The 24076-nt window shown below is 44.5% G+C and carries 37 protein-coding genes; 6 read left to right on the forward strand and 31 right to left on the reverse strand.

What is annotated here, in order from left to right; all coding sequences use genetic code 11:
- Positions 1-220 precede the first annotated feature (220 nt).
- The 3 genes from ilvC to METBU_RS0111270 form a co-directional block, all read right to left on the reverse strand.
- Positions 221-1237 carry a ketol-acid reductoisomerase gene (gene ilvC, locus METBU_RS0111260; protein WP_017840724.1) on the reverse strand — a complete coding sequence of 339 codons (1017 nt, stop codon included), beginning with the start codon at positions 1235-1237 and terminating at the stop codon, positions 221-223.
- A 213-nt stretch (positions 1238-1450) separates the two neighbouring features.
- Positions 1451-1942 carry an acetolactate synthase small subunit gene (gene ilvN, locus METBU_RS0111265; protein ID WP_017840725.1) on the reverse strand — a complete coding sequence of 164 codons (492 nt, stop codon included), beginning with the start codon at positions 1940-1942 and terminating at the stop codon, positions 1451-1453.
- On the reverse strand, positions 1942-3678 hold the full coding sequence (locus METBU_RS0111270; protein ID WP_026130169.1) for an acetolactate synthase 3 large subunit: 1737 nt from the start codon (positions 3676-3678) through the stop codon (positions 1942-1944). The genes ilvN and METBU_RS0111270 overlap by 1 nt, the downstream gene beginning before the upstream one ends.
- 503 nt (positions 3679-4181) lie before the next feature.
- On the opposite strand from METBU_RS0111270, the gene METBU_RS0111275 reads away from it, so the two are divergent.
- Positions 4182-5036: an isocitrate lyase/PEP mutase family protein gene (locus tag METBU_RS0111275; protein WP_017840727.1), complete on the forward strand. Its 855-nt coding sequence runs from the start codon at positions 4182-4184 to the stop codon at positions 5034-5036.
- On the opposite strand, the gene METBU_RS0111280 is transcribed toward METBU_RS0111275, so the two are convergent.
- The 3 genes from METBU_RS0111280 to moaD form a co-directional block, all read right to left on the reverse strand.
- A complete protein-coding gene (locus tag METBU_RS0111280; protein ID WP_017840728.1) occupies positions 5033-5830 on the reverse strand; it encodes a DUF2797 domain-containing protein in 798 nt (265 codons plus the stop codon). The two genes, METBU_RS0111275 and METBU_RS0111280, sit on opposite strands and share 4 nt — an antisense overlap.
- A 312-nt stretch (positions 5831-6142) precedes the next feature.
- The gene (locus tag METBU_RS0111285) at positions 6143-6622 is read right to left on the reverse strand and encodes a molybdenum cofactor biosynthesis protein MoaE (RefSeq protein ID WP_017840729.1); all 480 of its coding nucleotides are present in this window, start codon (positions 6620-6622) and stop codon (positions 6143-6145) included.
- A gap of 6 nt (positions 6623-6628) precedes the next feature.
- Positions 6629-6862 carry a molybdopterin converting factor subunit 1 gene (gene moaD, locus METBU_RS0111290; protein ID WP_017840730.1) on the reverse strand — a complete coding sequence of 78 codons (234 nt, stop codon included), beginning with the start codon at positions 6860-6862 and terminating at the stop codon, positions 6629-6631.
- A 72-nt stretch (positions 6863-6934) separates the two neighbouring features.
- On the opposite strand from moaD, the gene moaC reads away from it, so the two are divergent.
- Together moaC and METBU_RS0111300 are read left to right on the forward strand one after the other, a co-directional pair.
- Complete coding sequence (moaC, locus tag METBU_RS0111295; RefSeq protein ID WP_017840731.1) at positions 6935-7411, forward strand: cyclic pyranopterin monophosphate synthase MoaC; 477 nt, start codon at positions 6935-6937, stop codon at positions 7409-7411.
- Positions 7412-7449: 38 nt separating this feature from the next.
- Positions 7450-8145, forward strand: a complete 696-nt coding sequence (locus tag METBU_RS0111300; protein WP_017840732.1) for an ABC transporter permease — start codon at positions 7450-7452, stop codon at positions 8143-8145.
- 143 nt (positions 8146-8288) lie between these two features.
- On the opposite strand, the gene sodB is transcribed toward METBU_RS0111300, so the two are convergent.
- On the reverse strand, positions 8289-8870 hold the full coding sequence (gene sodB, locus METBU_RS0111305; protein WP_017840733.1) for a superoxide dismutase [Fe]: 582 nt from the start codon (positions 8868-8870) through the stop codon (positions 8289-8291).
- Positions 8871-9627: 757 nt separating this feature from the next.
- On the opposite strand from sodB, the gene METBU_RS0111310 reads away from it, so the two are divergent.
- From METBU_RS0111310 to fdxA, 3 genes are all read left to right on the forward strand, one after another.
- Positions 9628-10098, forward strand: coding sequence for a CYTH domain-containing protein (locus METBU_RS0111310; protein WP_017840734.1), 471 nt, complete (start codon positions 9628-9630; stop codon positions 10096-10098).
- A gap of 60 nt (positions 10099-10158) precedes the next feature.
- The gene (locus METBU_RS23990; RefSeq protein ID WP_017840735.1) at positions 10159-10821 is read left to right on the forward strand and encodes a tetratricopeptide repeat protein; all 663 of its coding nucleotides are present in this window, start codon (positions 10159-10161) and stop codon (positions 10819-10821) included.
- An 874-nt stretch (positions 10822-11695) separates the two neighbouring features.
- The gene (fdxA, locus tag METBU_RS0111325) at positions 11696-12019 is read left to right on the forward strand and encodes a ferredoxin FdxA (RefSeq protein WP_017840737.1); all 324 of its coding nucleotides are present in this window, start codon (positions 11696-11698) and stop codon (positions 12017-12019) included.
- A 522-nt stretch (positions 12020-12541) separates the two neighbouring features.
- On the opposite strand, the gene rplQ is transcribed toward fdxA, so the two are convergent.
- The 24 genes from rplQ to rplB form a co-directional block, all read right to left on the reverse strand.
- Positions 12542-12922, reverse strand: coding sequence for a 50S ribosomal protein L17 (gene rplQ, locus METBU_RS0111330; RefSeq protein WP_026130170.1), 381 nt, complete (start codon positions 12920-12922; stop codon positions 12542-12544).
- Between the two features lie 25 nt (positions 12923-12947).
- Positions 12948-13958 (reverse strand): DNA-directed RNA polymerase subunit alpha, encoded by a 1011-nt coding sequence (locus METBU_RS0111335; protein WP_017840739.1) that lies wholly within the window; start codon positions 13956-13958, stop codon positions 12948-12950.
- Between the two features lie 24 nt (positions 13959-13982).
- On the reverse strand, positions 13983-14603 hold the full coding sequence (rpsD, locus tag METBU_RS0111340) for a 30S ribosomal protein S4 (RefSeq protein WP_017840740.1): 621 nt from the start codon (positions 14601-14603) through the stop codon (positions 13983-13985).
- An 18-nt stretch (positions 14604-14621) separates the two neighbouring features.
- Positions 14622-15008, reverse strand: coding sequence for a 30S ribosomal protein S11 (gene rpsK / locus METBU_RS0111345; RefSeq protein ID WP_017840741.1), 387 nt, complete (start codon positions 15006-15008; stop codon positions 14622-14624).
- 29 nt (positions 15009-15037) lie between these two features.
- A complete protein-coding gene (gene rpsM / locus METBU_RS0111350) occupies positions 15038-15394 on the reverse strand; it encodes a 30S ribosomal protein S13 (protein WP_017840742.1) in 357 nt (118 codons plus the stop codon).
- Positions 15395-15472: 78 nt separating this feature from the next.
- Entirely contained in the window at positions 15473-15586 is a 114-nt protein-coding gene (gene rpmJ / locus METBU_RS26305) for a 50S ribosomal protein L36 (protein WP_083877706.1), read from the reverse strand.
- Positions 15587-15616: 30 nt separating this feature from the next.
- Positions 15617-16918 carry a preprotein translocase subunit SecY gene (gene secY, locus METBU_RS0111355; protein WP_014149753.1) on the reverse strand — a complete coding sequence of 434 codons (1302 nt, stop codon included), beginning with the start codon at positions 16916-16918 and terminating at the stop codon, positions 15617-15619.
- Positions 16919-16939: 21 nt separating this feature from the next.
- Positions 16940-17374 (reverse strand): 50S ribosomal protein L15, encoded by a 435-nt coding sequence (rplO, locus tag METBU_RS0111360; protein WP_017840743.1) that lies wholly within the window; start codon positions 17372-17374, stop codon positions 16940-16942.
- Positions 17374-17559: a 50S ribosomal protein L30 gene (gene rpmD, locus METBU_RS0111365; RefSeq protein WP_017840744.1), complete on the reverse strand. Its 186-nt coding sequence runs from the start codon at positions 17557-17559 to the stop codon at positions 17374-17376. The genes rplO and rpmD overlap by 1 nt, the downstream gene beginning before the upstream one ends.
- A gap of 5 nt (positions 17560-17564) precedes the next feature.
- Entirely contained in the window at positions 17565-18071 is a 507-nt protein-coding gene (gene rpsE, locus METBU_RS0111370; RefSeq protein ID WP_017840745.1) for a 30S ribosomal protein S5, read from the reverse strand.
- Between the two features lie 10 nt (positions 18072-18081).
- Positions 18082-18435 (reverse strand): 50S ribosomal protein L18, encoded by a 354-nt coding sequence (rplR, locus tag METBU_RS0111375; protein ID WP_017840746.1) that lies wholly within the window; start codon positions 18433-18435, stop codon positions 18082-18084.
- 9 nt (positions 18436-18444) lie between these two features.
- Complete coding sequence (gene rplF, locus METBU_RS0111380) at positions 18445-18978, reverse strand: 50S ribosomal protein L6 (RefSeq protein ID WP_017840747.1); 534 nt, start codon at positions 18976-18978, stop codon at positions 18445-18447.
- A gap of 15 nt (positions 18979-18993) precedes the next feature.
- Positions 18994-19389 (reverse strand): 30S ribosomal protein S8, encoded by a 396-nt coding sequence (gene rpsH, locus METBU_RS0111385; RefSeq protein WP_014149759.1) that lies wholly within the window; start codon positions 19387-19389, stop codon positions 18994-18996.
- Positions 19390-19409: 20 nt separating this feature from the next.
- Complete coding sequence (gene rpsN, locus METBU_RS0111390; RefSeq protein WP_017840748.1) at positions 19410-19715, reverse strand: 30S ribosomal protein S14; 306 nt, start codon at positions 19713-19715, stop codon at positions 19410-19412.
- Between the two features lie 14 nt (positions 19716-19729).
- Complete coding sequence (gene rplE / locus METBU_RS0111395) at positions 19730-20269, reverse strand: 50S ribosomal protein L5 (RefSeq protein WP_017840749.1); 540 nt, start codon at positions 20267-20269, stop codon at positions 19730-19732.
- Positions 20270-20286: 17 nt separating this feature from the next.
- Positions 20287-20604, reverse strand: coding sequence for a 50S ribosomal protein L24 (rplX, locus tag METBU_RS0111400; protein ID WP_017840750.1), 318 nt, complete (start codon positions 20602-20604; stop codon positions 20287-20289).
- A gap of 13 nt (positions 20605-20617) precedes the next feature.
- On the reverse strand, positions 20618-20986 hold the full coding sequence (gene rplN, locus METBU_RS0111405; RefSeq protein ID WP_014149763.1) for a 50S ribosomal protein L14: 369 nt from the start codon (positions 20984-20986) through the stop codon (positions 20618-20620).
- A gap of 39 nt (positions 20987-21025) precedes the next feature.
- On the reverse strand, positions 21026-21289 hold the full coding sequence (gene rpsQ / locus METBU_RS0111410) for a 30S ribosomal protein S17 (RefSeq protein WP_017840751.1): 264 nt from the start codon (positions 21287-21289) through the stop codon (positions 21026-21028).
- A 3-nt stretch (positions 21290-21292) separates the two neighbouring features.
- Positions 21293-21484: a 50S ribosomal protein L29 gene (rpmC, locus tag METBU_RS0111415; protein ID WP_017840752.1), complete on the reverse strand. Its 192-nt coding sequence runs from the start codon at positions 21482-21484 to the stop codon at positions 21293-21295.
- The gene (gene rplP, locus METBU_RS0111420; protein ID WP_017840753.1) at positions 21484-21897 is read right to left on the reverse strand and encodes a 50S ribosomal protein L16; all 414 of its coding nucleotides are present in this window, start codon (positions 21895-21897) and stop codon (positions 21484-21486) included. Before rplP ends, rpmC begins: the two co-directional genes overlap by 1 nt.
- A 16-nt stretch (positions 21898-21913) precedes the next feature.
- On the reverse strand, positions 21914-22585 hold the full coding sequence (gene rpsC, locus METBU_RS0111425) for a 30S ribosomal protein S3 (protein WP_017840754.1): 672 nt from the start codon (positions 22583-22585) through the stop codon (positions 21914-21916).
- Between the two features lie 8 nt (positions 22586-22593).
- A complete protein-coding gene (gene rplV / locus METBU_RS0111430) occupies positions 22594-22929 on the reverse strand; it encodes a 50S ribosomal protein L22 (protein ID WP_017840755.1) in 336 nt (111 codons plus the stop codon).
- A gap of 8 nt (positions 22930-22937) precedes the next feature.
- The gene (rpsS, locus tag METBU_RS0111435; protein WP_014149769.1) at positions 22938-23210 is read right to left on the reverse strand and encodes a 30S ribosomal protein S19; all 273 of its coding nucleotides are present in this window, start codon (positions 23208-23210) and stop codon (positions 22938-22940) included.
- 12 nt (positions 23211-23222) lie between these two features.
- On the reverse strand, positions 23223-24050 hold the full coding sequence (gene rplB, locus METBU_RS0111440; protein ID WP_017840756.1) for a 50S ribosomal protein L2: 828 nt from the start codon (positions 24048-24050) through the stop codon (positions 23223-23225).
- Positions 24051-24076 lie beyond the last annotated feature (26 nt).

Below are 24076 nucleotides of genomic sequence, written 5' to 3' on the forward strand. Positions count from 1 at the left end.
CGGCGAGCGCTGAAGCGTGGGAATGATAGGGGGATGTGAATAATTACTACTGTGATGCCTATTTCGTTTAACGCCAAAGTTATTTAAGGGACAAACATTAAATAAGTACGCTACAGGACAAAAGAGCGCGTCAGTTACACGAAAACGTGGACCCGCGAAGTCTAAAAAATGCGAGAGCGGCTTTTTTGCCGCTCTCGCATGCCTCGTAAACGCTATACGATTAGTTCTTCGACTTGTCGACGATTTTATTGGCGCTAATCCATGGCATCATACTGCGCAGTTTTTCACCGACGATTTCGATCGGATGCTCGGCATTTAGGCGACGTCTTGCCGTCATTTCCGGATAACCGGTCATGCCTTCCATAATGAATCTTTTCGCGTATTCGCCTTTTTGAATGTTTTCCAACGCCTCGCGCATGGCATAACGGCTTTCTTCGTTGATGACTCTAGGACCGGTCACGTACTCGCCGTATTCCGCATTGTTCGAAATCGAATAGTTCATGTTCGCGATACCGCCTTCGTACATCAGATCGACGATCAATTTCAATTCGTGCAAACACTCAAAATATGCCATTTCCGGCTCGTATCCGGCTTCAACCAGTGTCTCGAATCCGGCTTTGACTAACTCAACCGCACCACCGCACAATACGGCTTGCTCGCCGAACAAATCGGTTTCGGTTTCATCACGGAAGGTCGTTTCGATGATGCCGGAACGACCGCCGCCGATGGCCGAAGCGTAAGACAAACAAATACTCTTTGCGGTACCGGAGGCATCCTGCTGAATCGCGATTAAATCGGGAATACCGCCGCCCCGGACGAATTCGGAACGAACAGTATGGCCGGGAGCTTTCGGAGCAATCATAATCACATCGAGGTCGGCACGCGGGACGATTTGGTTATACAAAATCGAAAAGCCGTGCGCGAACGCCAATGCTGCGCCTTGTTTCAAATTCGGTTCGATTTCGGCTTTGTATAATTGCGCTTGGAATTCATCCGGCGTCAGAATCATCACGACATCGGCACTCGCCACCGCTTCGGGAACCGATTTAACCGTCAAGCCTGAAGCTTCGGCCTTGGCTACCGAGGGAGAGCCCGCGCGCAGACCTACGACGACATCGACACCCGAGTCTTTTAAATTGTTGGCATGCGCATGACCTTGAGAACCGTAGCCGATGATCGCTACTTTTTTACTTTTGATGATCGAAAGATCTGCGTCTTTATCGTAATAAACTTGCATGTGTTTTCTCGTTTTGTTTTATGAATAATGTTTGCTTTGAAGTCTAGATATCACTGCCATTAAGTTAAGGACTTTTCAGTTCGCCCTGAGCCCTTCGGCTGCACTCAAGAGAGCTTTGTGGAAGGGTGAGCGGAAAAGTCCGAGTCGATAAGTTAAGCCGTCCTTGGCTCGACAGGCTCACCATGAACGGCTTAACTTAAATGGCAGTAAAATCTAGAGATGCAGCCCTTTTTCGCCCCGGCATATTCCGGTAGCACCCGATCGGACCACTTCGATGATAGTCGTTTCATCGATCGCCTTGACGAAGGCATCCAATTTATCCGATGTTCCGGTCATTTCGATCACGAAAGTCATCGGTGTTACATCGATTATTCGGCCGCGAAAAATATCGGCGATACGTTTAATTTCGGCGCGCGTGGCTTCGCTGGTTTTGACCTTAACCATCATCAATTCGCGTTCGATATGCGCCGATTCCGCCAAATCGATTAGCTTCACGACATCGACCAACTTATTGAGCTGCTTAGTGATTTGTTCGATGATATCATCATTGCCTCGCGTGACCAGAGTCATGCGCGACAGACTTGAGTCTTCGGTAGGTGCGACGGTCAACGATTCAATGTTGTAGCCGCGCGCCGAAAAAAGCCCGGCGACTCTCGATAAAGCGCCGGCTTCATTTTCAATTAAAATGGAGATTATATGCCTCATTATGCCAGCTCCCTGTCCGTCGGAGTACCTGGAGCAATCCGCAATTTCATATCGTGATGTCCCTTACCGGACTCTATCATTGGATACACGTTTTCAGTACGGTCGGTAATGATGTCCATGAATACGGTTCTATCTTTCATCGCGAACGCCTCTTCCAGAGCTGAGCGCAAATCTGCCTTGTTTTCGACCAGCATGCCGACATGACCATAAGCCTCGGCCAGCTTGACGAAGTCAGGCAAGGTATCCATGTAAGAATGTGAGTAGCGGCTCTCGTAAGAAAACTCCTGCCATTGCCGCACCATACCCATGTAGCGATTATTCAGATTAATGATCTTAACCGGCGTTTTATACTGCAGCGCAGTCGACAATTCCTGAATGCACATTTGAATACTGGCTTCACCGGTCACGCAAGCGACATCCGCCTCCGGGAACGCCAATTTAACGCCGATCGCTGCCGGCAAACCGAAGCCCATCGTACCCAATCCGCCCGAATTGATCCAGCGGCGAGGCTTATCGAAATGGTAGTACTGCGCTGCATACATTTGGTGCTGACCGACATCCGAAGTAATGTAAGCATCGCCTTTCGTTACTTCGTAAAGCTGCTCGATAACATACTGCGGCTTGATTAACGGACTTTCGCGATCATATTCCAAGCATTGCACCGAACGCCATTTGTCGATTTGCTCCCACCATGCCGCCAAGGCTTTTTTGGATGGTTGCTTTTTGCTCTCTTTGATCTGCTCGATCATTTGCGTCAGAACGGGTTTGACTTGTCCAACGATCGGTATATCGACTTTGACGGTTTTCGATATCGATGCCGGATCGACGTCGATATGAATAATTTTGGCGTAAGGACAAAATTCGGCTAGCTTGCCGGTAACCCGGTCATCGAAACGTGCGCCGACGGCAAGAATCACATCGCTTTCATGCATGCCCATATTCGCCTCGTAGGTGCCATGCATACCCAACATCCCGATGAATTGCTTATCGGTGGCGGGATAGGCACCTAAGCCCATTAGCGTATTGGTAATCGGGTAACCCAGCGTTCGAGTCAATTCGATCAATTCCCGACTTGCCTCGCCGAGGATCACCCCCCCTCCCGAATAAATCATCGGACGCTGAGCGGACAAGAGCAACTCGACGGCTTTCTTGATCTGGCCTTTATGCCCTTCGACGGCCGGATTGTAAGAACGCATAGTCACTTTGCGCGGATACTTATACGGTACTTTGATGTTCGGGTCGGTAATGTCTTTCGGCACATCGACGACAACAGGCCCGGGGCGCCCGGTCGACGCAACATAAAAGGCTTTCTTGATGGTTTCGGCCAACTTGGTCACGTCTTTGACCAAAAAATTATGTTTGACGCACGGACGACTGATTCCCACCATGTCGACTTCTTGAAACGCATCGCTACCGATGACCGGCGACGGCACCTGCCCTGAGATCACCACCATTGGAATCGAGTCCATGTAAGCGGTTGCAATACCGGTTACCGCGTTTGTAGCTCCCGGACCGGAAGTCACCAAAACGACGCCTGTTTTTCCGGTCGCTCGCGCGTAGGCATCAGCGGCATGAGTGGCGCCTTGTTCATGGCGCACCAGAATATGCTTGACGTCGTCTTGTTGAAAAATAGCGTCGTAAATATGCAGCACTGCTCCGCCCGGATAGCCGAATATATACTCCACTCCTTCGTCTTTGAGACTTTGAACCAAAATTTGTGCGCCGTTTAGCTCCACACTATTACCCTCTGCATTAACTATCAGGTGATCAATAAAACCCATTCATGACTGAATCGCTTGGTTTTATTTTAAAAAAAGGTTAGATAAACTACTGGTTTTGCCCCTGTTCGTCAAGACAAATCAAGACTTTGATGCCATAACTACCATCACTAAACATGGCAAAATCGACGGGTTATAAAGCGCGTGACTTATACATCGAATTCAACAGCACATAACCCATAACATTGAGTACCTACCGGTATTGCTCACACCCCGCTCCACCAGCACTACCGAAACCGACTTAGGAACTAGCATGAAATAACTTAGACAATGGTTGGAAGGGGATTTGGTGGCTCGATTGACAGGTGTCGGCGGCCGGGATAGCCGCCGTCAAGCCTACATGGACGTATTCACGGCGTCCTGTCAAGCGAGTCACCAAATCGCCACAAAGCCTACTGCTTGTATAAGTTATTTTGTGCATATTCCTTACTAAAACTCTCTGTCCAATTTAAATAAAGCCAATGAACGCCGCCGAAAAATTACGCCTGTTACTCGCCCGCCCCGGAATTATCGTGATGCCGGGCTGTCATGATGCATTATCTGCAAAACTATGCGAAAAAGCCGGCTTCAGCACGGCTTTTATGAGCGGTTTTGCGGTTTCGGCCGACCGCCTCGGCCTGCCGGATACAGGCCTGATTTCTTATGCCGAATTGCTCGATCAGGGACGTAATATTTGCAATGCCGTGTCGATTCCTATCTGGGGCGACGGCGATACCGGTTTCGGAAACGCGCTCAACATCAAGAGAACCGTACAAGGTTATGCTCAAGCCGGTTTTGCCTGCATCATGCTTGAAGATCAAATCGCTCCCAAACGCTGCGGACACACCCGAGGAAAATCGGTTGTCGGACGCGACGAAGCCGCGATGCGGATACAAGCGGCCGTCGACGCCCGCAACGAAGGCGCCGATATATTGATCATGGCACGAACAGACGCCAGAGCCACTCACGACTTAGACGAAGCGATCCTGCGCGCGAATCTGTTTCACGAAATCGGTGCCGATATCAATTTTCTGGAAGCTCCTGAAAGCGAACAAGAAATGCGCCGTTATTGTGCCGAAGTACCGGGACACAAAGTCGCTAATTTGATCGAAAGCGGAAAAACTCCGCTTTTACCTCACGAGCAACTCGAAGCGATGGGTTATAAAATTGCCGTTTACCCATTGACGCTGCTCAATGCTTCAATCGTCGCTATGCAAAACGCGTTACATGGACTCAAAACCGGCCAAAACTCACCGAAAACACTGAGTTTCCAGGAATTGACCGAAACCGTCGGATTCGAGGACTACTACCGGGAAGAAAAACGTTATCGCTTTTAGCCTGCCCAAAATTCGATCTGATAACCTGAAAATTTTCTAACATTGATGACGCCGGTATCGAATAGCAAATATTGACCTTTTATTCCTTCCAAAACTCCTCCGACCTCGTTTTGCTTATCGAAATTAAAAGATTTTACTTTTGCCGGATAACGTTGGACAGGATAAGCGATATCGACCGGCTCGACATTCGGTAGATATTCGATCGCACTATCGCCGAAGCGCGCGGTGATATCAGCCAACTCCTCCCGACACAATGACAAAAGCTCATCGCGCTTAGCGCATAAATCAGCCGGCGTTGTATTGTTCTTAAGCATTTGCTGCCAACTGGTTTTATCGCTGACATATCGACCCATTGCCACTTCGACCAATCCAGACACATAGCGCGAGGCCACTTTCATAATAGGCAATGCCTGTATAGCGCCTTGATCGATCCACCGTGTCGGAATCTGCGTTTGCCGTGTAATTCCGACTTTAATACCGGAAGCATTGGCCAAATAAACAAAATGCGGCTGAAAACAAAATGTTTCACCCCACTCCGGTTCGCGACAAGTACCTTGATGATAGTGACATTTTTCCGGTTTTAAAATACACATATCGCATTGCGCGAGCGAGACGAAGCACGGATAACAATAACCCTGGCTAAAACTTTTTTTGGTGTCCCGCCCGCAATGAACGCAAGCAATCTTACCGGTAAAGCGCATCGTTACCGGGCGACCGATAAATTGATTCAGTTCTATGCCATCCTCGCCTAAAGCCAACCGATAACTTACCGACTCGCCTAATTCTGCTTGCATTTTCGTTAAAAAACCTAACACTAATTATTCCCCCGACTTTTGAGTCGTTTCAAATAGAGCTGATATACATCGCGCGGAGCGGGTTATTAAACCCGCCCAAAACGTTTCGATTTGCTTTAGCCTCGCCAAAAACATTTATACCCATCGCACTTCAAATTTCGGCATTGACGCATGGAGGCGCTGGGGTGTTCGGCAAAGGCTTTGACAGCAGGGATGCTGTCACAGAGCCTACATGGACGTATTCACGGCGTCCTTTGACGGACACCCCGGCGCCGAAATTTGACCAGCAAAGGGTATAAAACCTCGCCCTTCTCAACCCAAAATCGTCGACATATCGTTTTTTGGAGAGCGCAAATAACCATCGGTGTTGTGTTCCACCCAGCGTTCGTCGCCATTTGGCAGTCGCTCTTTTTTCCAGAACGGCGCTTTATTTTTCAGCGCCTCCATGATCTGACGCCCCGCGTCGAAAGCATCACCCCGATGCGAAGCCCAAACCGCAACCAACACAATCGGTTCATTCGGTTTGATTTCGCCAACCCGATGCACGACCAAGGCATCCAGCAAATGCCAATCGCGTGTCGCTTGTTTTACGATATCTTCCAACTGCTTTTCGGTCATGCCCGGATAGTGCTCTAAAACCATACCGGTTACCGCATCGCCATCGTTAAAATCCCGCATCGTCCCGACGAACACATTAGTCGCTCCAAACTTACCCGTCCAATGCTTCGCCGAATCTTGGTACGCTACGACCTCATGCCACGGGTCGAATAAATCGGCACTAATTTTGATCATATCGTCTCAGCCTCCCGTAACCGGCGGAAAAAAAGCCACTTCATCGCCGTTTTGAACCGAATGCTCAATATCGACATATTCCATGTTTACCGCAGCCAATATATTGTCCGGCATCAACCGGTTTGCATTGGCCATCGCCCAAATTTCCGCCACCGTCACTGCACCGTTCACATCGACCATATCATCGGAACGACCGACACTGTCCTTTAAACTGGCAAAATAACGAACTTTAACTGACATAATCATTCACGCTACACTGAAAAGATAAGATAATAAAGGCACATACCCATTTAACCATCTCATTTAAACCCTATGACCCAATTAACCCATTTTAACCAATCCGGCGAAGCCCACATGGTCGATGTCGGCAATAAGGATATAACCGAAAGAGTCGCTATCGCCGAGGGCTATATTGAAATGAACCCGACGACACTAGCACTCATCGAGCAAGGGACGCATAAAAAAGGCGATGTACTGGGCATTGCTAGGATAGCGGGCATCATGGCCAGTAAAAAGACTGCCGACCTTGTACCATTATGCCACCCATTGCCCATTTCGCACGTCGAAGTCAACCTTGGAATCGAAAATGACACAAATCGAGTGTATTGCCGCACTACGGTCAAAACCCGAGGACAAACCGGGGTCGAAATGGAAGCATTGACCGCTACCCAAGTCTCGTTACTGACTGTTTACGACATGTGCAAAGCGGTGGACCGAGGCATGACCATTCAAGGCGTACGCCTACTCAAAAAATCCGGCGGCAAGTCAGGCGATTGGCTACGCCCTTGAAATACAGCCCACTCCCAAAGTCGCCGTCTCATTTTTAAATGTCTTATTTTAGCGAAGCATTAGCCGCCGCGTTCCGGCTCATTATACAATTCGATCGCGACATATTTTTTATCGTTTGGACTTCGCTAAAAATTGCCTTTGTCGCCACTGTCTCTGCAGGGATTGGCGCAATCTTACTGGGGATATTGGCGACGGTCAGCGACTTTCACGGGAAACGCATTCTACAACATCTGCTAAACACCTTATCGGCAATGCCTACCGTTATGATAGGCTTGATATTGTACGGATTGCTGAATCGCCGCGGACCCTTCGGCGATTTAGAGCTACTCTATACTCAAACAGCCGTGATTATAGGCGAGGCTTGTTTGATTTTTCCAATCATCATGAACATGACCATGGTTGGAGTTCAGTCGGCCGACCGACGGTTAGTGAATACATTAAAAATGCTCGGCGCAGGCCCTATCGATCAAATATTCCCGATTATCAGCGAGCTCCGTTTTATTTTATTGACTGCCATCATCACCGGCTTTGGCCGAGCCATCGGCGAGGTGGGAGCCGCGATGATGCTCGGTGGGAATATTCAAGGCTCTACCCGCACAATCACGACTGCAATCGCCTTAGAAACCGGCAAGGGCGATTTCGAAATGGGATTAGCTCTTGGAATACTGCTGCTGTCGATCGCCTTTTGCATTAATCTTGCTTTGCAAATGCTACCCGCCAAACCCGACACATAAAAAAACCCCAACCACGGGAACTGCGATTGGGGTCCATAGATCTTGATAGTCAAATTTCGGCGCCGGGACGCTTATCGAAAGACGACATAACCCAGCGTCTCAATTCATAAAGCCGATGTCGAATCTATTTGGTACTGCCGCTATTAAGCCGTGTAATTAGCCAACGCAAAATCCCAATTGACCAGAGCCCAAAATGCCTCCAAGTATGCTGGACGGGCATTACGGTAATCAATGTAGTAAGCATGCTCCCATACGTCGCAAGTCAATAAAGGCGTCTGACCTTCGGTCAATGGGCAGCCTGCATTACTGGTACTCACCAAGGCCAAGGAACCGTCTTTATTTTTTACCAGCCATGCCCACCCCGACCCGAAGGTGGTAACCGCGCACTTGGTAAAAGCCGCTTTAAATTCGTCGAACGAACCAAAAGTTCTGTTGATCGCGTTTGCCAGATCGCCGGTCGGTTCGCCTCCGCCATTAGGGCTCAAGCTATTCCAATAAAAAGTGTGATTCCAGATTTGAGCCGCATTATTGAAAATACCGCCGGACGATTTAACCACAATTTCCTCGAGAGGCAATCCGTCAAATTCGGTACCGGGAACCAAATTATTGAGGTTTGTTACATAGGTTTGATGATGCTTTCCATAATGAAACTCTAAGGTCTCCTCCGAAATATGAGGAGCCAATGCATCTTTTGCATAAGGTAATGCAGGAAGTTCGTAAGCCATGTATTTCTCCTAATTTTGAGTAAAAAAACAACCGACATTATGCCGGGCAGAAAAAAACCAAGTAATTTGATAAAGATTTATACTTTATCACTGACAGCCGATTAAATAAAGACTATGCATGCGGTAATAGTTTAAAAGATCGGCGCCCGCGAAGCCGCATGCTGTTACCCAACACAGAAATCTGACTACTTATCGATATGGTACCAAAATAGACTTTTTATTGCATAAGGATTCAGTTATATACCTTTCGAATTTCAAATTTCGGCAATACCAGAGGAGGCGTCGGGGTGTTCGACAAAGGCTTTGCCAGCATGGAGCTGGCTAGAGCCTACAGGGACGTATTCACGGCGTCCTTTGACGGACAGCCGGGCGCCGAATTTTGATATACGATGAGTATAACTGCAAATCCCAATTTGGAGATCAAAAAGGGTGTGGTGTATGCTTGGCTAGGATGTCGGAAGCGGGACAGATTTTTCTCCTCGGCAACGATACCTATCGCACTTCAAATTTCGGCATTAGCGTATGGAGGCCTGGATGTTCGGCAAAGGCTTTGGCAGCATGGATGCTGTCATAGAGTCTACATGGAAGTATTCACGGCGTCCTTTAGCGGACACCCATGCGCCGAATTTTGATCTACGACGGTTATAGTAAGTAATTTACAACGAAATGCCTAGTCGCCCATGCCTTAGTATTTCGGCGCATCACCCCAAAACTTACGAAACCCAATTAATCCACCACTCTCTATAGCCTTCCAATTATGGCAATCGAAATAGAACACAAATTTTTATTACTTAATAACGACTGGCGAAAATCGGTCACCAAATCCATAAAGTACAAACAAGGGTATCTAGCATCGGAAAAGAACACTTCAATCCGCGTAAGAATCAGCAATACCAAAGCATGGCTCAACATTAAAAGCGCCACAATAGGCAATTTTCGCCATGAATACGAGTACGAAATTCCTCATCAAGATGCAGAAGAAATAATCAACAATCTCTGCAGAAAACCACTGATTGAAAAAACCCGTCACTTGATACCGATAGGCCCGCATATTTGGGAAATCGATGAGTTCGAAGGAGAAAACCAAGGACTCATTGTCGCTGAGATTGAGTTACAAGAAACCGATCAAGCCTTCATTAAACCGGAATGGGTAGGACAAGAAGTCACGCATGATTTGCGATATTACAACAACAACTTATCATCAAACCCCTTTTCGAATTGGCGATAAATTAACTTTGTTTCATAAATATCATTGAAATAGAGATTTTTTTGCCATATTATTTGCAGCATGAAAAGATTAATTTTTGTTGTTTTTTTGCTACTCCCATACCAAGGCTTCGCTACCGAGCTTGACCGTATCGTTCACTCGATTGAAGCCGAGTGGGCCTCGATTTATTTTTCCTCAAAAATTCGCAACAAAGAAAACGCCTATACTTGCTTACTGGATAGAACCAAAGAATTAGCCAACCAAATCCCAGACAGCCCAGAATTAATGTTTTGGCAAGCCACCATCATTGCCTCTAGAGCCGAACATCAAAATCCCATCGAAGCCTTGGCTGCCATTCACAAAGCACAAGATCTGTTATTAAAAACCATAAGCATTAAACCCGACACACTGGAAGGATCCGCGCTTATTACATTAGGCTCACTCTACTATCAGGCACCTGGCTGGCCCATCGCATTCGGTGACGACAAAAAAGCCGAGCAATACCTCAAAAAAGGACTGCAAATCAACCCTAAAGGCATAGAAAGCAACTTTTACTATGGCCAATATCTCTTAAATAAAGACCGGCCGGAGCAAGCGATTGAATATTTCAAAACCGCATTAAAAGGACCGATACGCGAAGAGCAAAAATTTGCCGACTCTTCTCTTAAAGAAAAAATAAAAATGATAATATCCAAAACAGCCCTTGGATCGGAAACAAAAAAGAAACATATCGCATCTTTATAGACCAAACTGCCGTACCCAACAATTCGCAGCACAACCAAGCAGCCCAACCTAAGGTATCCCAAAAAAACAACCTCCTTGAGTCATGAGCGTTGCCGAGGATTCAGTAACTCGCTTGGCAGGACGCCGATAATACCTCCTTACAGGCTTGACGACTCCTTTCCTTGCCGCCGGAACCTGCAAAATCAGTTTCCGATCCCGCCATAAAAAGAGCATTATTTATGATCGAATTTAAAACATATTCCCCGCTTTATTACTGCAAATCCGCATTACCGGCATACCATCAAGAACCCTCGAGTGAATCGATTTACCAGCCTCACCCGTAAGCAAATAACGGCAATTCATACATAATTTTTTCTTCCCACCTAACCCATTTCTTTCAAAGACAAGAAGTGAATACTTACTAACGGTAACATCTAGATAATCTATTGATATACCTTATGAACTTCATATGCTTTATAGTAAACCACCGAATTATTGTTAATGCTCGAAAACCCGAAGTTCTTATCTAAATTTTCGATATGCAAAAAAGCCGACTCCGAAGAGGGCGCGACAGCTCTCGACAGACAATCGGCGGCAGAAGTAGCCGCCATTCGAGCCTAGATGGACGTGTTCATGGCACCCAGCCGGGAGAGTGACCACAATCCTCACCAACGCCATGCACTTTCATTTACTAGGGCGATTACCTAGCTCTCATGAAAGCCAGGATTAGTCAAGTTAAAAGATTTCTTAACACGAATCGAACATGCTCATCTCAACTTGAGCGATATTTTGTATAATGTATTTATAATTTCAAGAGATTCATTCAGAACCTGCTTTCTGATATGATTAGTCCATTTAAATACGCAATTTTAATCAACATCAATTGGTAACCAATATGACCTTTGTAGTCACCGAGAATTGTATTAAATGTAAATATACCGACTGCGTTGACGTTTGCCCAGTCGACTGCTTCCATGAAGGCCCTAACTTTCTAGTTATCGACCCCGATGAATGCATCGATTGCACGCTCTGTGAACCAGAATGCCCAGCTGAAGCCATTTTTGCCGAAGACGAACTACCGGAAGGACAAGAGATTTTTATCGAAATTAATGCTGATCTCGCAAAGAAATGGCCTGTAATCAGCGAAGTCAAGGACCCCCTGCCTAACGCCGACGAGTGGAACGGCAAACCAGACAAAACAAAACTACTGGAAGAATGATCCGCTAACAACAAACCATTACCAAAGCGACATCGCCATCCTGCATACGTGCCTGCTCTTTATAAGAGCAAAGCACGCATGCAGCGTCAAGCACATCCAACCTACTACTTATACCTTTAGGACTTCAAATTTCGGAATCGCTTGAAAAGGAACCGCGATGTGCAACAAAGGCTTTGTGCACATGAAGCCAGCATAGCGCCTGCAGACATATTCACAGCACACTTTGACCCTAGAAACGATTTTCATCATGAAGAGTAAGAGGTTAATTCAATATCCTGTTATGCATTTACATATACCTATCGTAGATCAAAATTCGGAACCGGGAGGCCCGTCAAAGGACGCCGTGAATACGTCCATGTAGACCCTATACCAGCTCCATGCTGGCAAAGCCCTTACCGAGCACCCCGGCGCCTCCTAAAGCACTGCCCATATTTGAAGTACGAAAAGTATTCATAAAACTCAAGACATAAAAAAAGCCGGTTTAAAACCGGCTTTTTTTATGTCTTGAGTGGTCAGACAATCTTATTCGGCATTATCGCTAGCTATTGGGCGATCTACCAATTCAACATAAGCCATAGGAGCTGAATCGCCGGATCTAAAACCACACTTCATAATACGTAAATATCCACCTTGACGATCTTTATAACGCGGTCCCAGCTCATTAAACAATTTAGTTACTACAGAGCGATCACGCAATTTGGCAAACGCCAACCTTCTCTTTGCAACTGAATCTTCTTTGGACAATGTGATAATCGGTTCTGCGTAACTTCTTAACTCTTTAGCCTTAGGTAAAGTAGTTTTGATAAGCTCATGCTTAATTAACGAACCAACCATATTGCTGAATAGCGCCTTACGGTGGCTACTATTCATATTAAACTTTCTTCCTGACTTGCGATGTCTCATTGTAAGTACGACCTAAAGTTATAATTTAAAAACTGTTTTGATTCTGATCAACCAGATTATCAGGAGGCCAATTTTCTAGGCGCATACCTAGCGATAATCCTTTTAAAGCCAGCACATCTTTTATTTCAGTGAGGGACTTTTTGCCTAAGTTGGGTGTCTTTAGCAACTCAACTTCAGTTCTTTGAATCAAGTCACCAATGTAAAAAATATTTTCTGCTTTTAAACAGTTTGCCGATCTGACAGTTAATTCTAAATCATCAACAGGCCTCAACAACACAGGATCGATATCCGGACCTTCTTGAGGAGCCTCTTTTTCATCTACAGGTGGCGCAACTTTCTCAAAATCAACGAATACTGACAACTGATCATGCAAAATAGTTGCCGCTAGCTTTATAGTTTCTTCAGGATCAACCGTTCCATTTGTCTCCAATTCGACTATTAACTTATCGAGATTGGTTCTTTGCTCTACACGCGTACTTTCAACTTGATAAGCTACTTTTATAATCGGACTAAACGAAGCATCAACCTGCAAACTACCGATTATCGGATTATCTGATTGTTGTTTACGCGCACTGACCGGCTCATATCCGCGCCCCCTTCTTACGCGGATCTTCATATTAAACTGCTTATCCTGGGTTAGATTTGCAATAACCAAATCAGGATTAACAATCTCTACATCGTGAGGCAACTGTATATCTGCAGCAGTAACAACGCCGACACCGCTCTTGGAAATAGTTAATACAACATCATCTTTCGAGTGCAAAAGGACTGCTAATTTCTTTAAGTTCAAGATAATATCAATAACGTCTTCTTGAACACCTTCAATTGCCGTATATTCGTGCAGCACCCCTTCAATTTCTATATCAGTAACTGCGCAGCCAGGAATCGAAGACAATAACACCCGTCTCAAAGCGTTGCCAAGCGAATGTCCGAATCCACGCTCAAGAGGCTCTATTACAATCCTTGAATGATTAGCGGATTTGCTTACTACCTCAACAAGACGAGGTTTCAATAAGCCGGAAATACTATTCTGCATTTATATCCCTTAGTTTAAGGTTTATTATTTTGAGTATAACTCAACAACAAGCTGCTCATTAATATCGGAACCTAATTCAACGCGATCAGGTAAAGATTTAAAGGTACCAGCCATGTCCTTGCTATTAACATCAACCCAATTCGGGAATCCGTATTGCTCAGTGACAGTTAACGCATCAATGATTCTTTGCTGTTTTTTGGCTTTTTCCCTGACACTAATTACATCACCAGGCTGAACCTGATATGAAGGAATATTAACCAACGATTCGTTGACCATAATCGATTTATGACTAACCAACTGTCGCGCTTCAGCTCTAGTAGCAGCAAAACCCATTCGATAAACGACGTTATCAAGCCTAGACTCAAGAAGGTTTAATAGGTTTTCGCCCGTTGCCCCTTTCTTTAAATCCGCAGTCTTGTAGTAATTTCTAAATTGTTTTTCCAGTACGCCGTAAATTCTTCTAATTCTTTGCTTAGCACGTAACTGCAATGCATAATCGGAACTTCTTGTACGCTTAGTACCGTGTTGCCCAGGCCGCTGGTCAAGCTTACACTTACCTTCTAACGACTTGCCTCTACTTTTTAAAAAAAGATCGGTCCCTTCTCTACGGCTTAATTTACACGTAGGGCCAAGATATCTTGCCATAACAAACTACTCCAGAACTTAAACGCGGCGTTTTTTAGGTGGACGACAACCGTTATGAGGGATTGGCGTCACATCAATTATGTTGCTGATTTTGAAACCCAAGTTACTTAACGAACGAACGGCCGACTCTCTCCCAGGCCCAGGACCTTTGATTAATACGTCTAGATTTTTCATTCCGTATTCTAAAGCGACAGAACCGGCTCTTTCGGCAGCAACTTGAGCAGCAAAAGGAGTACTTTTTCTTGACCCCCTAAAACCGGAACCACCTGACGTTGCCCATGAGAGCGCATTACCTTTTCTATCGGTAATAGTAACAATGGTGTTATTAAAGGAGGCATGCACATGCGCAATGCCATCCGCTATTTCTTTTTTAATGCGTTTTCGCGCACGATTTGGACTTGCCATTTATCTATGAACCTCTTATCGAAATATCTTTATTTTCTAATAGGCTTGCGAGGGCCCTTACGGGTTCTTGCGTTCGTCCGTGTTCTCTGCCCTCTTAAAGGCAGGCCTCGACGATGTCGGATACCACGATAACAACCAAGATCCATCAATCGCTTGATGTTCATTGAAACTTCACGCCGCAAATCACCTTCCACGGTCATTTTGGAAATCACATCACGAACAGAATCAAGCTGTTCTTCCGTTAATTCTTTAATTTTTTTTGACGGTGCTATACCTACTTTTTCGCAAATCTGATTTGCTGTTTTGCGTCCAACACCATAAATCGCTGTCAATGCAATCTCTGCATGCTTATGATCTGGTACGTTAATCCCGGCAATACGTGCCATTTAGATACTCCCCTGAGCAATGACTCTAAAGTTAAGCGCCGAATAATAACATTTTATGATTTATGGCGCAATAGAAAATTATCCTTGACGTTGCTTATGGCGTCCATCTTCACAGATCACCCTTACAACCCCATTTCTTTTTATGACTTTGCATTTTCTGCATATTTTTTTAACTGACGCACGAACTTTCACAATGCACTCCGTAATACTTGAAATACTTATTTATTTTTTAAGATGCGCTTTTTTCATCAAGCCTTCGTATTGCTGCGACATCATATGCGTCTGCATCTGAGAGATAAAATCCATCACGACAACAACGATAATCAACAACGAGGTTCCGCCAAAATAAAATGGCACATTCCAATAAACGATCAGGAATTCAGGCAGTAAACAAACACCTGTGATGTAAAAAGCACCAATTAACGTAAGACGCGTCATCACTTTATCTATATAAGCACTGGTTTGTTGCCCAGGCCTTATTCCAGGCAAAAACGCACCCGACTTTTTTAAATTGTCCGCAGTTTCTTTCGAATTAAAAACCAAAGCGGTATAGAAAAAGCAGAAAAAGATGATAGCCGCCGCATAAAACATAACGTAGACTGGCTGACCGGGCGATAACATGGTTGCAATATCCTTTAACCAACCAAAACCCTCTGCGTTACCGAACCAACCCGCAACCGTAGCCGGAAACAGAATAATGCTGGAGGCAAAAATAGGCGGAATAACACCCGCCATATTAAGCTTTAAAGGAAGGAAGCTACTTTGCCCGGCATACATTCTCCTTCCTTGCTGTCTTTTAGGATAATTGATAATAATCCTTCGCTGCCCTCTTTCGACAAAGACAACCAATGCAGTAACGGCAATAGTCAGTAAGAAAAGTAAAATAATGAACGCGCTGTTCATTTCACCGGTTCTTGCAAGCTCCAATGTCCCACCGACAGCAGATGGAAGTCCTGACACGATACCGGCAAATATAATTAATGAAATACCGTTGCCGATACCTCTTTCAGTCACCTGCTCGCCCAACCACATCAAAAATATGGTCCCTGTAACGAGTGTTATCGTCGTTATGAGAACAAAACTCATCCCTGGCGCAATAACAACAGATAAGCCTCCGGCCGTTTGATTTTGCAAAGCTATTGAAATACCAACAGCCTGAAAAGTCGCCAGAACTACGGTCCCGTAACGCGTATACTGAGATATTTTACGCCTTCCGGACTCGCCTTCTTTTTTCATCTGCTCCATCGTGGGAATAACCACAGTCATCAATTGCATGATAATCGAAGCAGAAATGTAAGGCATGATACCAAGAGCAAATAAGCTTAAACGCATCAATGCTCCACCCGAAAACATGTTAAACATATCGAGAATGGAACCGCTTTGCTGTTCAAACATAAGGGCTAACGCTTTTGGGTCGATGCCAGGAACAGGGATGTGAGCCCCTACTCGATAGACGAAAAACGCCCCCAGCACGAATAGCAATCTAGACCTTAATTCTGAATAGCCACCTGCTTTTTCAGCCATTTGTGCTCTTGTTGTATTCACTTAGACCTCTACTTTGCCGCCAGCCGCTTCAATAGATACTTTTGCGCCTGCAGTCACTTTTATACCTTTCAAAGTAACAGCTTTTGAAATTTCACCTGATTGAATTACTTTAGCAGTTTTAGTGAAAACAGGAACAACACCAGTTTCGATCAATACTTGCAAATCGATGGTTTCAGTCGGCAAATTAGCCAATTCACTTAAACGTACTTCTGCTGTTAAACGCTTGCATCTTGAAGTAAAACCTACCTTCGGTAATCTTCTTTGAAGGGGCATTTGTCCACCTTCGAATCCAACCTTATGAAATCCACCGCTTCTAGCTTTTTGGCCTTTATGCCCTCTTCCACAGGTTTTCCCAAGGGTAGACCCGATACCGCGACCAACACGCTTGGCTTTTTTTCTTGATCCTTCAGCAGGACTTATTGAATTCAAGTACATTACAATTCCTCTACCTTTAGCATGTAGGAAACTTTATTAATCATCCCACGATTTTCAGGGGTATCGATAACCGATACCGTATGATTAATACGACGTAAACCTAAACCTTTTAAGCAAGCCTGATGACTTGCTAAACGACCGTGTTTACTTTTTGTCATTGTTAATTGTAATTTTTTATCTGACATAACAACTATCCGATTATCTGCTCAACAGACAGGCCGCGCTTGGCTGCGATGTCTTTTGGCTCATGCATTTCAGTTAACCCGGCAATCGTCGCTCTAACAACATTAATCGGGTTGTTCGTTCCAATGCATTTGGCCAAAACGTTATGAACACCGACCACTTCGAATACCGCACGCATTGCTCCGCCGGCAATGATACCGGTACCTTCCGACGCTGGTTGCATATAGACTTTTGCCGCCCCTGTGGACGCCGTAACTGCATATTGCAAAGTATCGCCTTTTAGAGCGACTTTACGCATGTTTTTTCTTGCCTGTTCCAACGACTTTTGGATTGCAACGGGTACTTCTCTGGCTTTACTCACGCCATAACCCACACGCCCCTCACCGTCGCCAACGACTGTTAAAGCAGCAAAGCCGAAAACCCGACCGCCTTTCACAACTTTTGCAACACGACGTACCGATACTAATTTTTCTTGTAAACCGTCTGTACTTGCTTGAGATGGTGCTGTAGCCATAATAAATCTCCTAAAATTTTAAACCGGCTTCACGCGCGGCATCAGCAAGCGCTTTAACACGCCCATGATATTTAAAACCTGAGCGGTCAAAAGCCACTTCAGTGATTCCAGCCGCAATGGCTTTTTGGGCTACAAACTTTCCAACTTCAGCAGCTGCTTCGACGTTTCCCGTGTTCTTTACGGCTGATTTGATTTCAGCCTGAACAGTCGAGGCACTTGCAAGTGTGTGCGTCCCATCAGAACTAATGACCTGCGCATAAATATGTTGCGAGGTTTTATGTATGGTCAAACGGTTCGCGCCAGAGTTTTTAATTTTGCTGCGCAGTTTTAGAGCGCGCTTTAAGCGTGATGCTTTCTTATCCATTACTTTACCTTACTTCTTCTTGGCTTCTTTTCTGACTACATTCTCATCAGCATATCTAACACCTTTACCTTTATAAGGCTCCGGCGGACGATACGCTCTAATCTCTGCAGCAACCTGACCGACTTTTTGCTTATCAAAACCTTTGATAATAATTTCGGTTTGACTAGGGGTTTCTATCGTTATGCCCGCAGGCACTACATAATCAACCGGATGAGAAAATCCAAGAGATAAGCCCAAAGTATCACCTTTAGCTTGTGCTCTATAACCGACACCGACTAAAGCCAATTTCTTTTCAAAACCTTGCGAAACGCCGATTATCATATTGTTAATTACGGCACGAGCGGTCCCGGCTTGGGAATTGGCAATTTTATCACCCTTATCCCACTTAATTTCGATTTGGCTGTTATCGATGACCAGACTTACTTTTTCATGTAATGCGGCAGACAGCTGACCTTTAGTCCCTTTTACAGTAACTTCATTGCCTTCGAGTTTGATATCAATTCCGCTTGGTAGAGCGATAGGTACTTTTGCAATTCTTGACATGACTTGGCTCCCTAATTAACAAACAGTACAAACAACTTCACCGCCATGCCCTATCGCACGTGCCGCTCTGTCAGTCATGACACCTTTCGATGTCGAAACGATAGCTATGCCCAGGCCGCCCAAAACCTTTGGAAGTTCTTCCTTCGACTTATAAATTCTTAGCCCGGGTCTGCTGATTCTTTTTACTTTTTCAATGACGGGTCGGCCTTGATAGTATTTTAATACTATGGTCATTTCACTATGACTACCTTTCGTTTCAACACTATAGTCAGTTATGTAACCTTCATCTTTTAACACTTTTACGATGGCTACCTTCAATTTTGAAGAAGGAAGTTTAACGCTAATTTTTCCGGCAGATTGACCATTTCTAATTCTAGTCAACATATCTGCTATTGGGTCTGTCATACTCATTTCAATTCTCCAAACAGATCTTACCAACTCGCCTTAACCAAACCAGGCACATCACCACGCATGGTCGATTCTCTTAATTTATTTCGAGATAAACCGAATTTGCGATAATAGCCATGGGGACGACCGGTGATATTGCACCGGTTGCGCAAACGAGAAGCGCTCGAATCCCTAGGTAGCTTTTGTAATTGAAGATGAGCAGCTTCTTTTTCTTCAAAAGAAGCGCCGGGATTGCGAATGATTTCCTTTAACTCTTTTCGCTTGGTGTCATATTTCTTTACTAATTTGTTACGCTTGACTTCGCGCGCAATCATTGATTTTTTCGCCATTACTCGATCGCCTTTTAGTTTTTGAATGGAAAGTTAAATAGCTTCAACAAAGCCAAACCTTCTTCGTTGGTTTTTGCTGTTGTCGTAATGGTAATATCCATTCCGCGAATAGCATCAATTTTGTCATAATCAATTTCAGGAAAAATGATTTGCTCTTTGACGCCCATCGAATAATTACCACGTCCATCAAAACTCTTAGGACTCATCCCCCTGAAATCCCTAATACGAGGAATGGAAATATTAATCAAGCGATCCAAAAATTCATACATTCTATCACTACGCAAAGTGACTTTACAGCCAATCGGCATGTCATCACGTATTTTAAAACCGGCTATCGATTTTCTTGCCAAGGTTACAATCGCTTTTTGACCGGCAATTTTTTCCATATCGCCGAGAGCAGACTGTAAAATTTTCTTATCGGCAACCGCACCGCCAACACCCATATTGAGAGTGATTTTGGTAATCCGGGGCGCCTGCATAATTGATTTATAGCCGAATTGTTTCATTAATTCCGGCAGGATCTTGTCTTTATATTCAGTTTCTAGTCTAGCCATGTCTAAATAATCCTCTATTAGATATCAACAACTTCATTAGTTGATTTAAAAAACCTGACTTTTCTTCCATCTTCTAGAAACTTAAAGCCGATTCGATCCGCTTTTAGGGTTTGTGGATTGTAAATACCGATATTAGAAAGGTGTATAGGCATATCTTTATCAACGATACCACCAGCAACGCCGGCACGTGGGTTGCCTTTTTGGTGTTTTTTAACGCGATTGATCCCTTCAACCATTACCTTGTTATCTTTAAATACTTTGGTAACTTTACCGCGCTTTCCTTTATCTCTACCGGTCAATACAATGACTTCGTCGCCTTGTTTTATTTTCTGCATGATTTGATCCTTTTTATAAAACTTCAGGAGCCAGGGAAATAATTTTCATGAATTTATCCCCCCTTAATTCGCGAGTTACAGGACCAAATATGCGTGTACCGAGAGGCTGCAATTGGTTATTAAGAATGACAGCGGCATTTCCGTCGAAACGAATAACCGAACCATCAGGACGGCGAACTCCTTTACGAGTTCGTACAACCAAGGCGTTGTAAACTTCGCCTTTTTTTACTCTACCACGCGGAATTGCATCTTTAACACTGACTTTGATAATATCGCCAATGCCGGCATAACGCCGATGTGAACCGCCTAGCACTTTGATACACATGACCTTTTTTGCACCGCTATTATCGGCAACGTCAAGGTTAGTTTGCATCTGAATCATGATTAATTCCCAATTGTCTCGATATTAAATTCTTTGTGCTTATTTATTGTTGCTTTCAACAACTTCAACTAGCTTGAAGGTTTTCCTTTTAGACATTGGTCTACAAGATGTGATAGACACAATATCGCCTTCATTGCATTGATTTAGCTCATCATGAGCCATTAATTTCGTCGAACGTTTTATATATTTTCCGTAAACAGGATGCTTGACAAAACGCTCCACCAAAACGGTAATGCTTTTATCCATTTTATTACTAATGACACGACCGCTTAAAGTTCTTAACTTTTCTGTATTTTCATTCATGACTTACGCTCTCCCCAATTCATTCATAATAGTGTGGATACGGGCAATGTCACGTCTAACTTGCTTGACCTGAGCGGTCTTAGTCAACTGGCCTGTTCCTTTTTGCATCCTGAGATTGAATTGTTCTCGCGATAGCTCAAGCAGCATATCAGCTAATTCTTGTTTCGATTTTTGTCGTAATTCGGTGGCTTTCATCACATTATCGTCCGAGCTATGAATGTTGTCTTAATCGGCAGTTTTGCAGAGGCTAAAGCAAAAGCTTCTCTTGCAAGCTCTTCCGGCACACCTTGGATTTCATACAGCATGGTACCCGGCTTAATCTGAGCAACCCAATATTCTACACTACCTTTTCCTTTTCCCATCCTAACTTCTAAAGGTTTTTTGGTAATTGGCTTGTCTGGGAAGACTCTGATCCAAATTTTACCACCCCGTTTTACATGACGAGTGATTGCTCTACGTGCAGCTTCGATCTGACGGGCTGTAATCCTTCCTCTGGATGTGGCTTTTAAACCAAATTCACCGAAACTAACCGATGAGCCACGAACAGCAATACCGTTATTTCTATTTTTATGCTGCTTACGAAATTTTGTTCTTTTGGGTTGAAGCATGACTTTATCCGTTCAACTATTTTTTAGATTCTGTAACATCGGAAGCACCTTGTGCATCCATATCAAATACTTCACCTTTGAAAATCCAGACTTTGATGCCAATGATTCCATAAGTAGTATTTGCCTCGGCCGTACCATAATCAATGTCGGCTCTTAGTGTGTGCAAAGGCACACGACCTTCTCTATACCATTCGGTACGGGCAATTTCAGCGCCGTTTAAACGACCGGCAACATTGATTTTGATGCCTTCTGCGCCCAAACGCATGGTATTTGTTACCGCGCGCTTCATTGCTCTACGGTACATGATTCTTTTTTCAAGTTGCTGAGCAATACTTTCTGCTACCAAATAAGCATCTAATTCCGGCTTTCTAATTTCTTCGACATTCATCTGTACAGGAATGCCCATCATCGCCGAAACTTCTTGTCTCAATTTGTCGATGTCCTCGCCTTTTTTGCCAATTACAATACCAGGTCTGGCCGTATGAACGGTTATATGAGCATTACTTGCCGGGCGATTAATCTGAATACGACTAACAGAAGCGTGTGCAAGTTTTTTCTTGATAAATTCTCTGACTTTAAGGTCTTGATGCAGAAAAACCGGGTAATCCTGAGAGTTTGCGTACCATCTAGAAGTCCAGTCTTTAACAATTCCAAGGCGAATACCCGTTGGATGTACTTTTTGTCCCATTTTTACCTCTACTCGTATTCTGCTACTTTGATTGTTATATGACAGGTTCTTTTCAATATTTTATTGGCCCGACCTTTTGCTCTTGGTTTAAAACGCTTCATAGTCGGCCCTTCATTGACAAAAACTGTAGTAACTTTCAGTTCGTCGACATCGGCACTTTCGTTATGCTCTGCATTGGCAATCGCCGACTCAAGAACCTTTTTAATGACTCCTGCCGCGTTTTTCGTACTAAATGACAAAATGGCCAGTGCTTTTTCAACAGGCAAACCACGAATTTGATCACCTACCAACCTGGCTTTTTGTGCCGACATAGGTGCATTGCTTAATTTTGCTGAAATTTCCATCCTACACCTTACCTTGATTTTTTATCGGCCACATGCCCTTTATAGGTACGTGTCGGCGCAAATTCACCGAGTTTATGCCCTATCATATTCTCAGAAACAAGAACAGGGACGTGTTGACGCCCATTGTGGACAGCAATAGTTAAACCCAACATATCGGGAATAATCATTGATCTTCTTGACCATGTTTTAATCGGTTTCCTATTATTGGCTTTTACCGCATCCTCTACTTTTTTAAGAAGATGATGATCTATAAAAGGACCTTTTTTAATTGATCGTGGCACGCTATTTCCTCTCTATTTCTGCTTACGGCGTCTGACAATCATGTTGTCTGTGCGTTTATTTTTTCGTGTTTTATAACCTTTAGTCGGCATACCCCATGGCGAAACCGGGTGTCTGCCACCGGAAGTTCGCCCTTCACCGCCACCATGCGGATGATCCACAGGATTCATTGCGACACCGCGAACGGTCGGCCTTACGCCTCGCCAACGTTTTGCACCGGCCTTACCCAGCGAAGTTAAGTTGTGTTCTGAGTTAGAAACCTCTCCAATCACGGCTTTACAATCTGCCATGATTTTGCGCATCTCCCCTGACCTTAGTCGAATGGTTACGTAAGCGCCATCTCTAGCAACTAACTGAGCGGAGGCTCCTGCGCTTCTGGCTAACTGAGCACCTTTACCCGGCTTTAATTCAACGCAATGAATAGTAGTACCCAATGGGATATTTCTAAGCGGCATGCAATTGCCCGGTTTAACCGCAGTCGTTTCAGCGGATAAAATCTCTTGACCCTGGGTTATGCCTTTCGGGGCGATAATGTATCGACGCTCACCGTCTTTAAAGAGAATCAAAGCAATATTGGCGGTTCTGTTGGGATCGTACTCGATACGCTCAACAACAGCCGGAATATCTATTTTATTTCTTTTAAAATCAATGATCCGGTAGTGATGCTTATGACCTCCACCGACATGACGTGTGGTTATGCGCCCTTGATTATTACGCCCGCCATTTTTGCTGTTTTTATCAAGCAACTGTGCGAATGGCTTGCCTTTATGTAACTCATCGTTTTTGACACGTACAACAAACCTCGATCCAGCCGATGTAGGTTTTGATTTTACAATAGCCATGCTTTCTACCGTTTCCTATTGATCTT

Source organism: Methylotuvimicrobium buryatense 5G (assembly GCF_000341735.1).
Taxonomy (GTDB): Bacteria; Pseudomonadota; Gammaproteobacteria; order Methylococcales; family Methylomonadaceae; genus Methylotuvimicrobium; species Methylotuvimicrobium buryatense.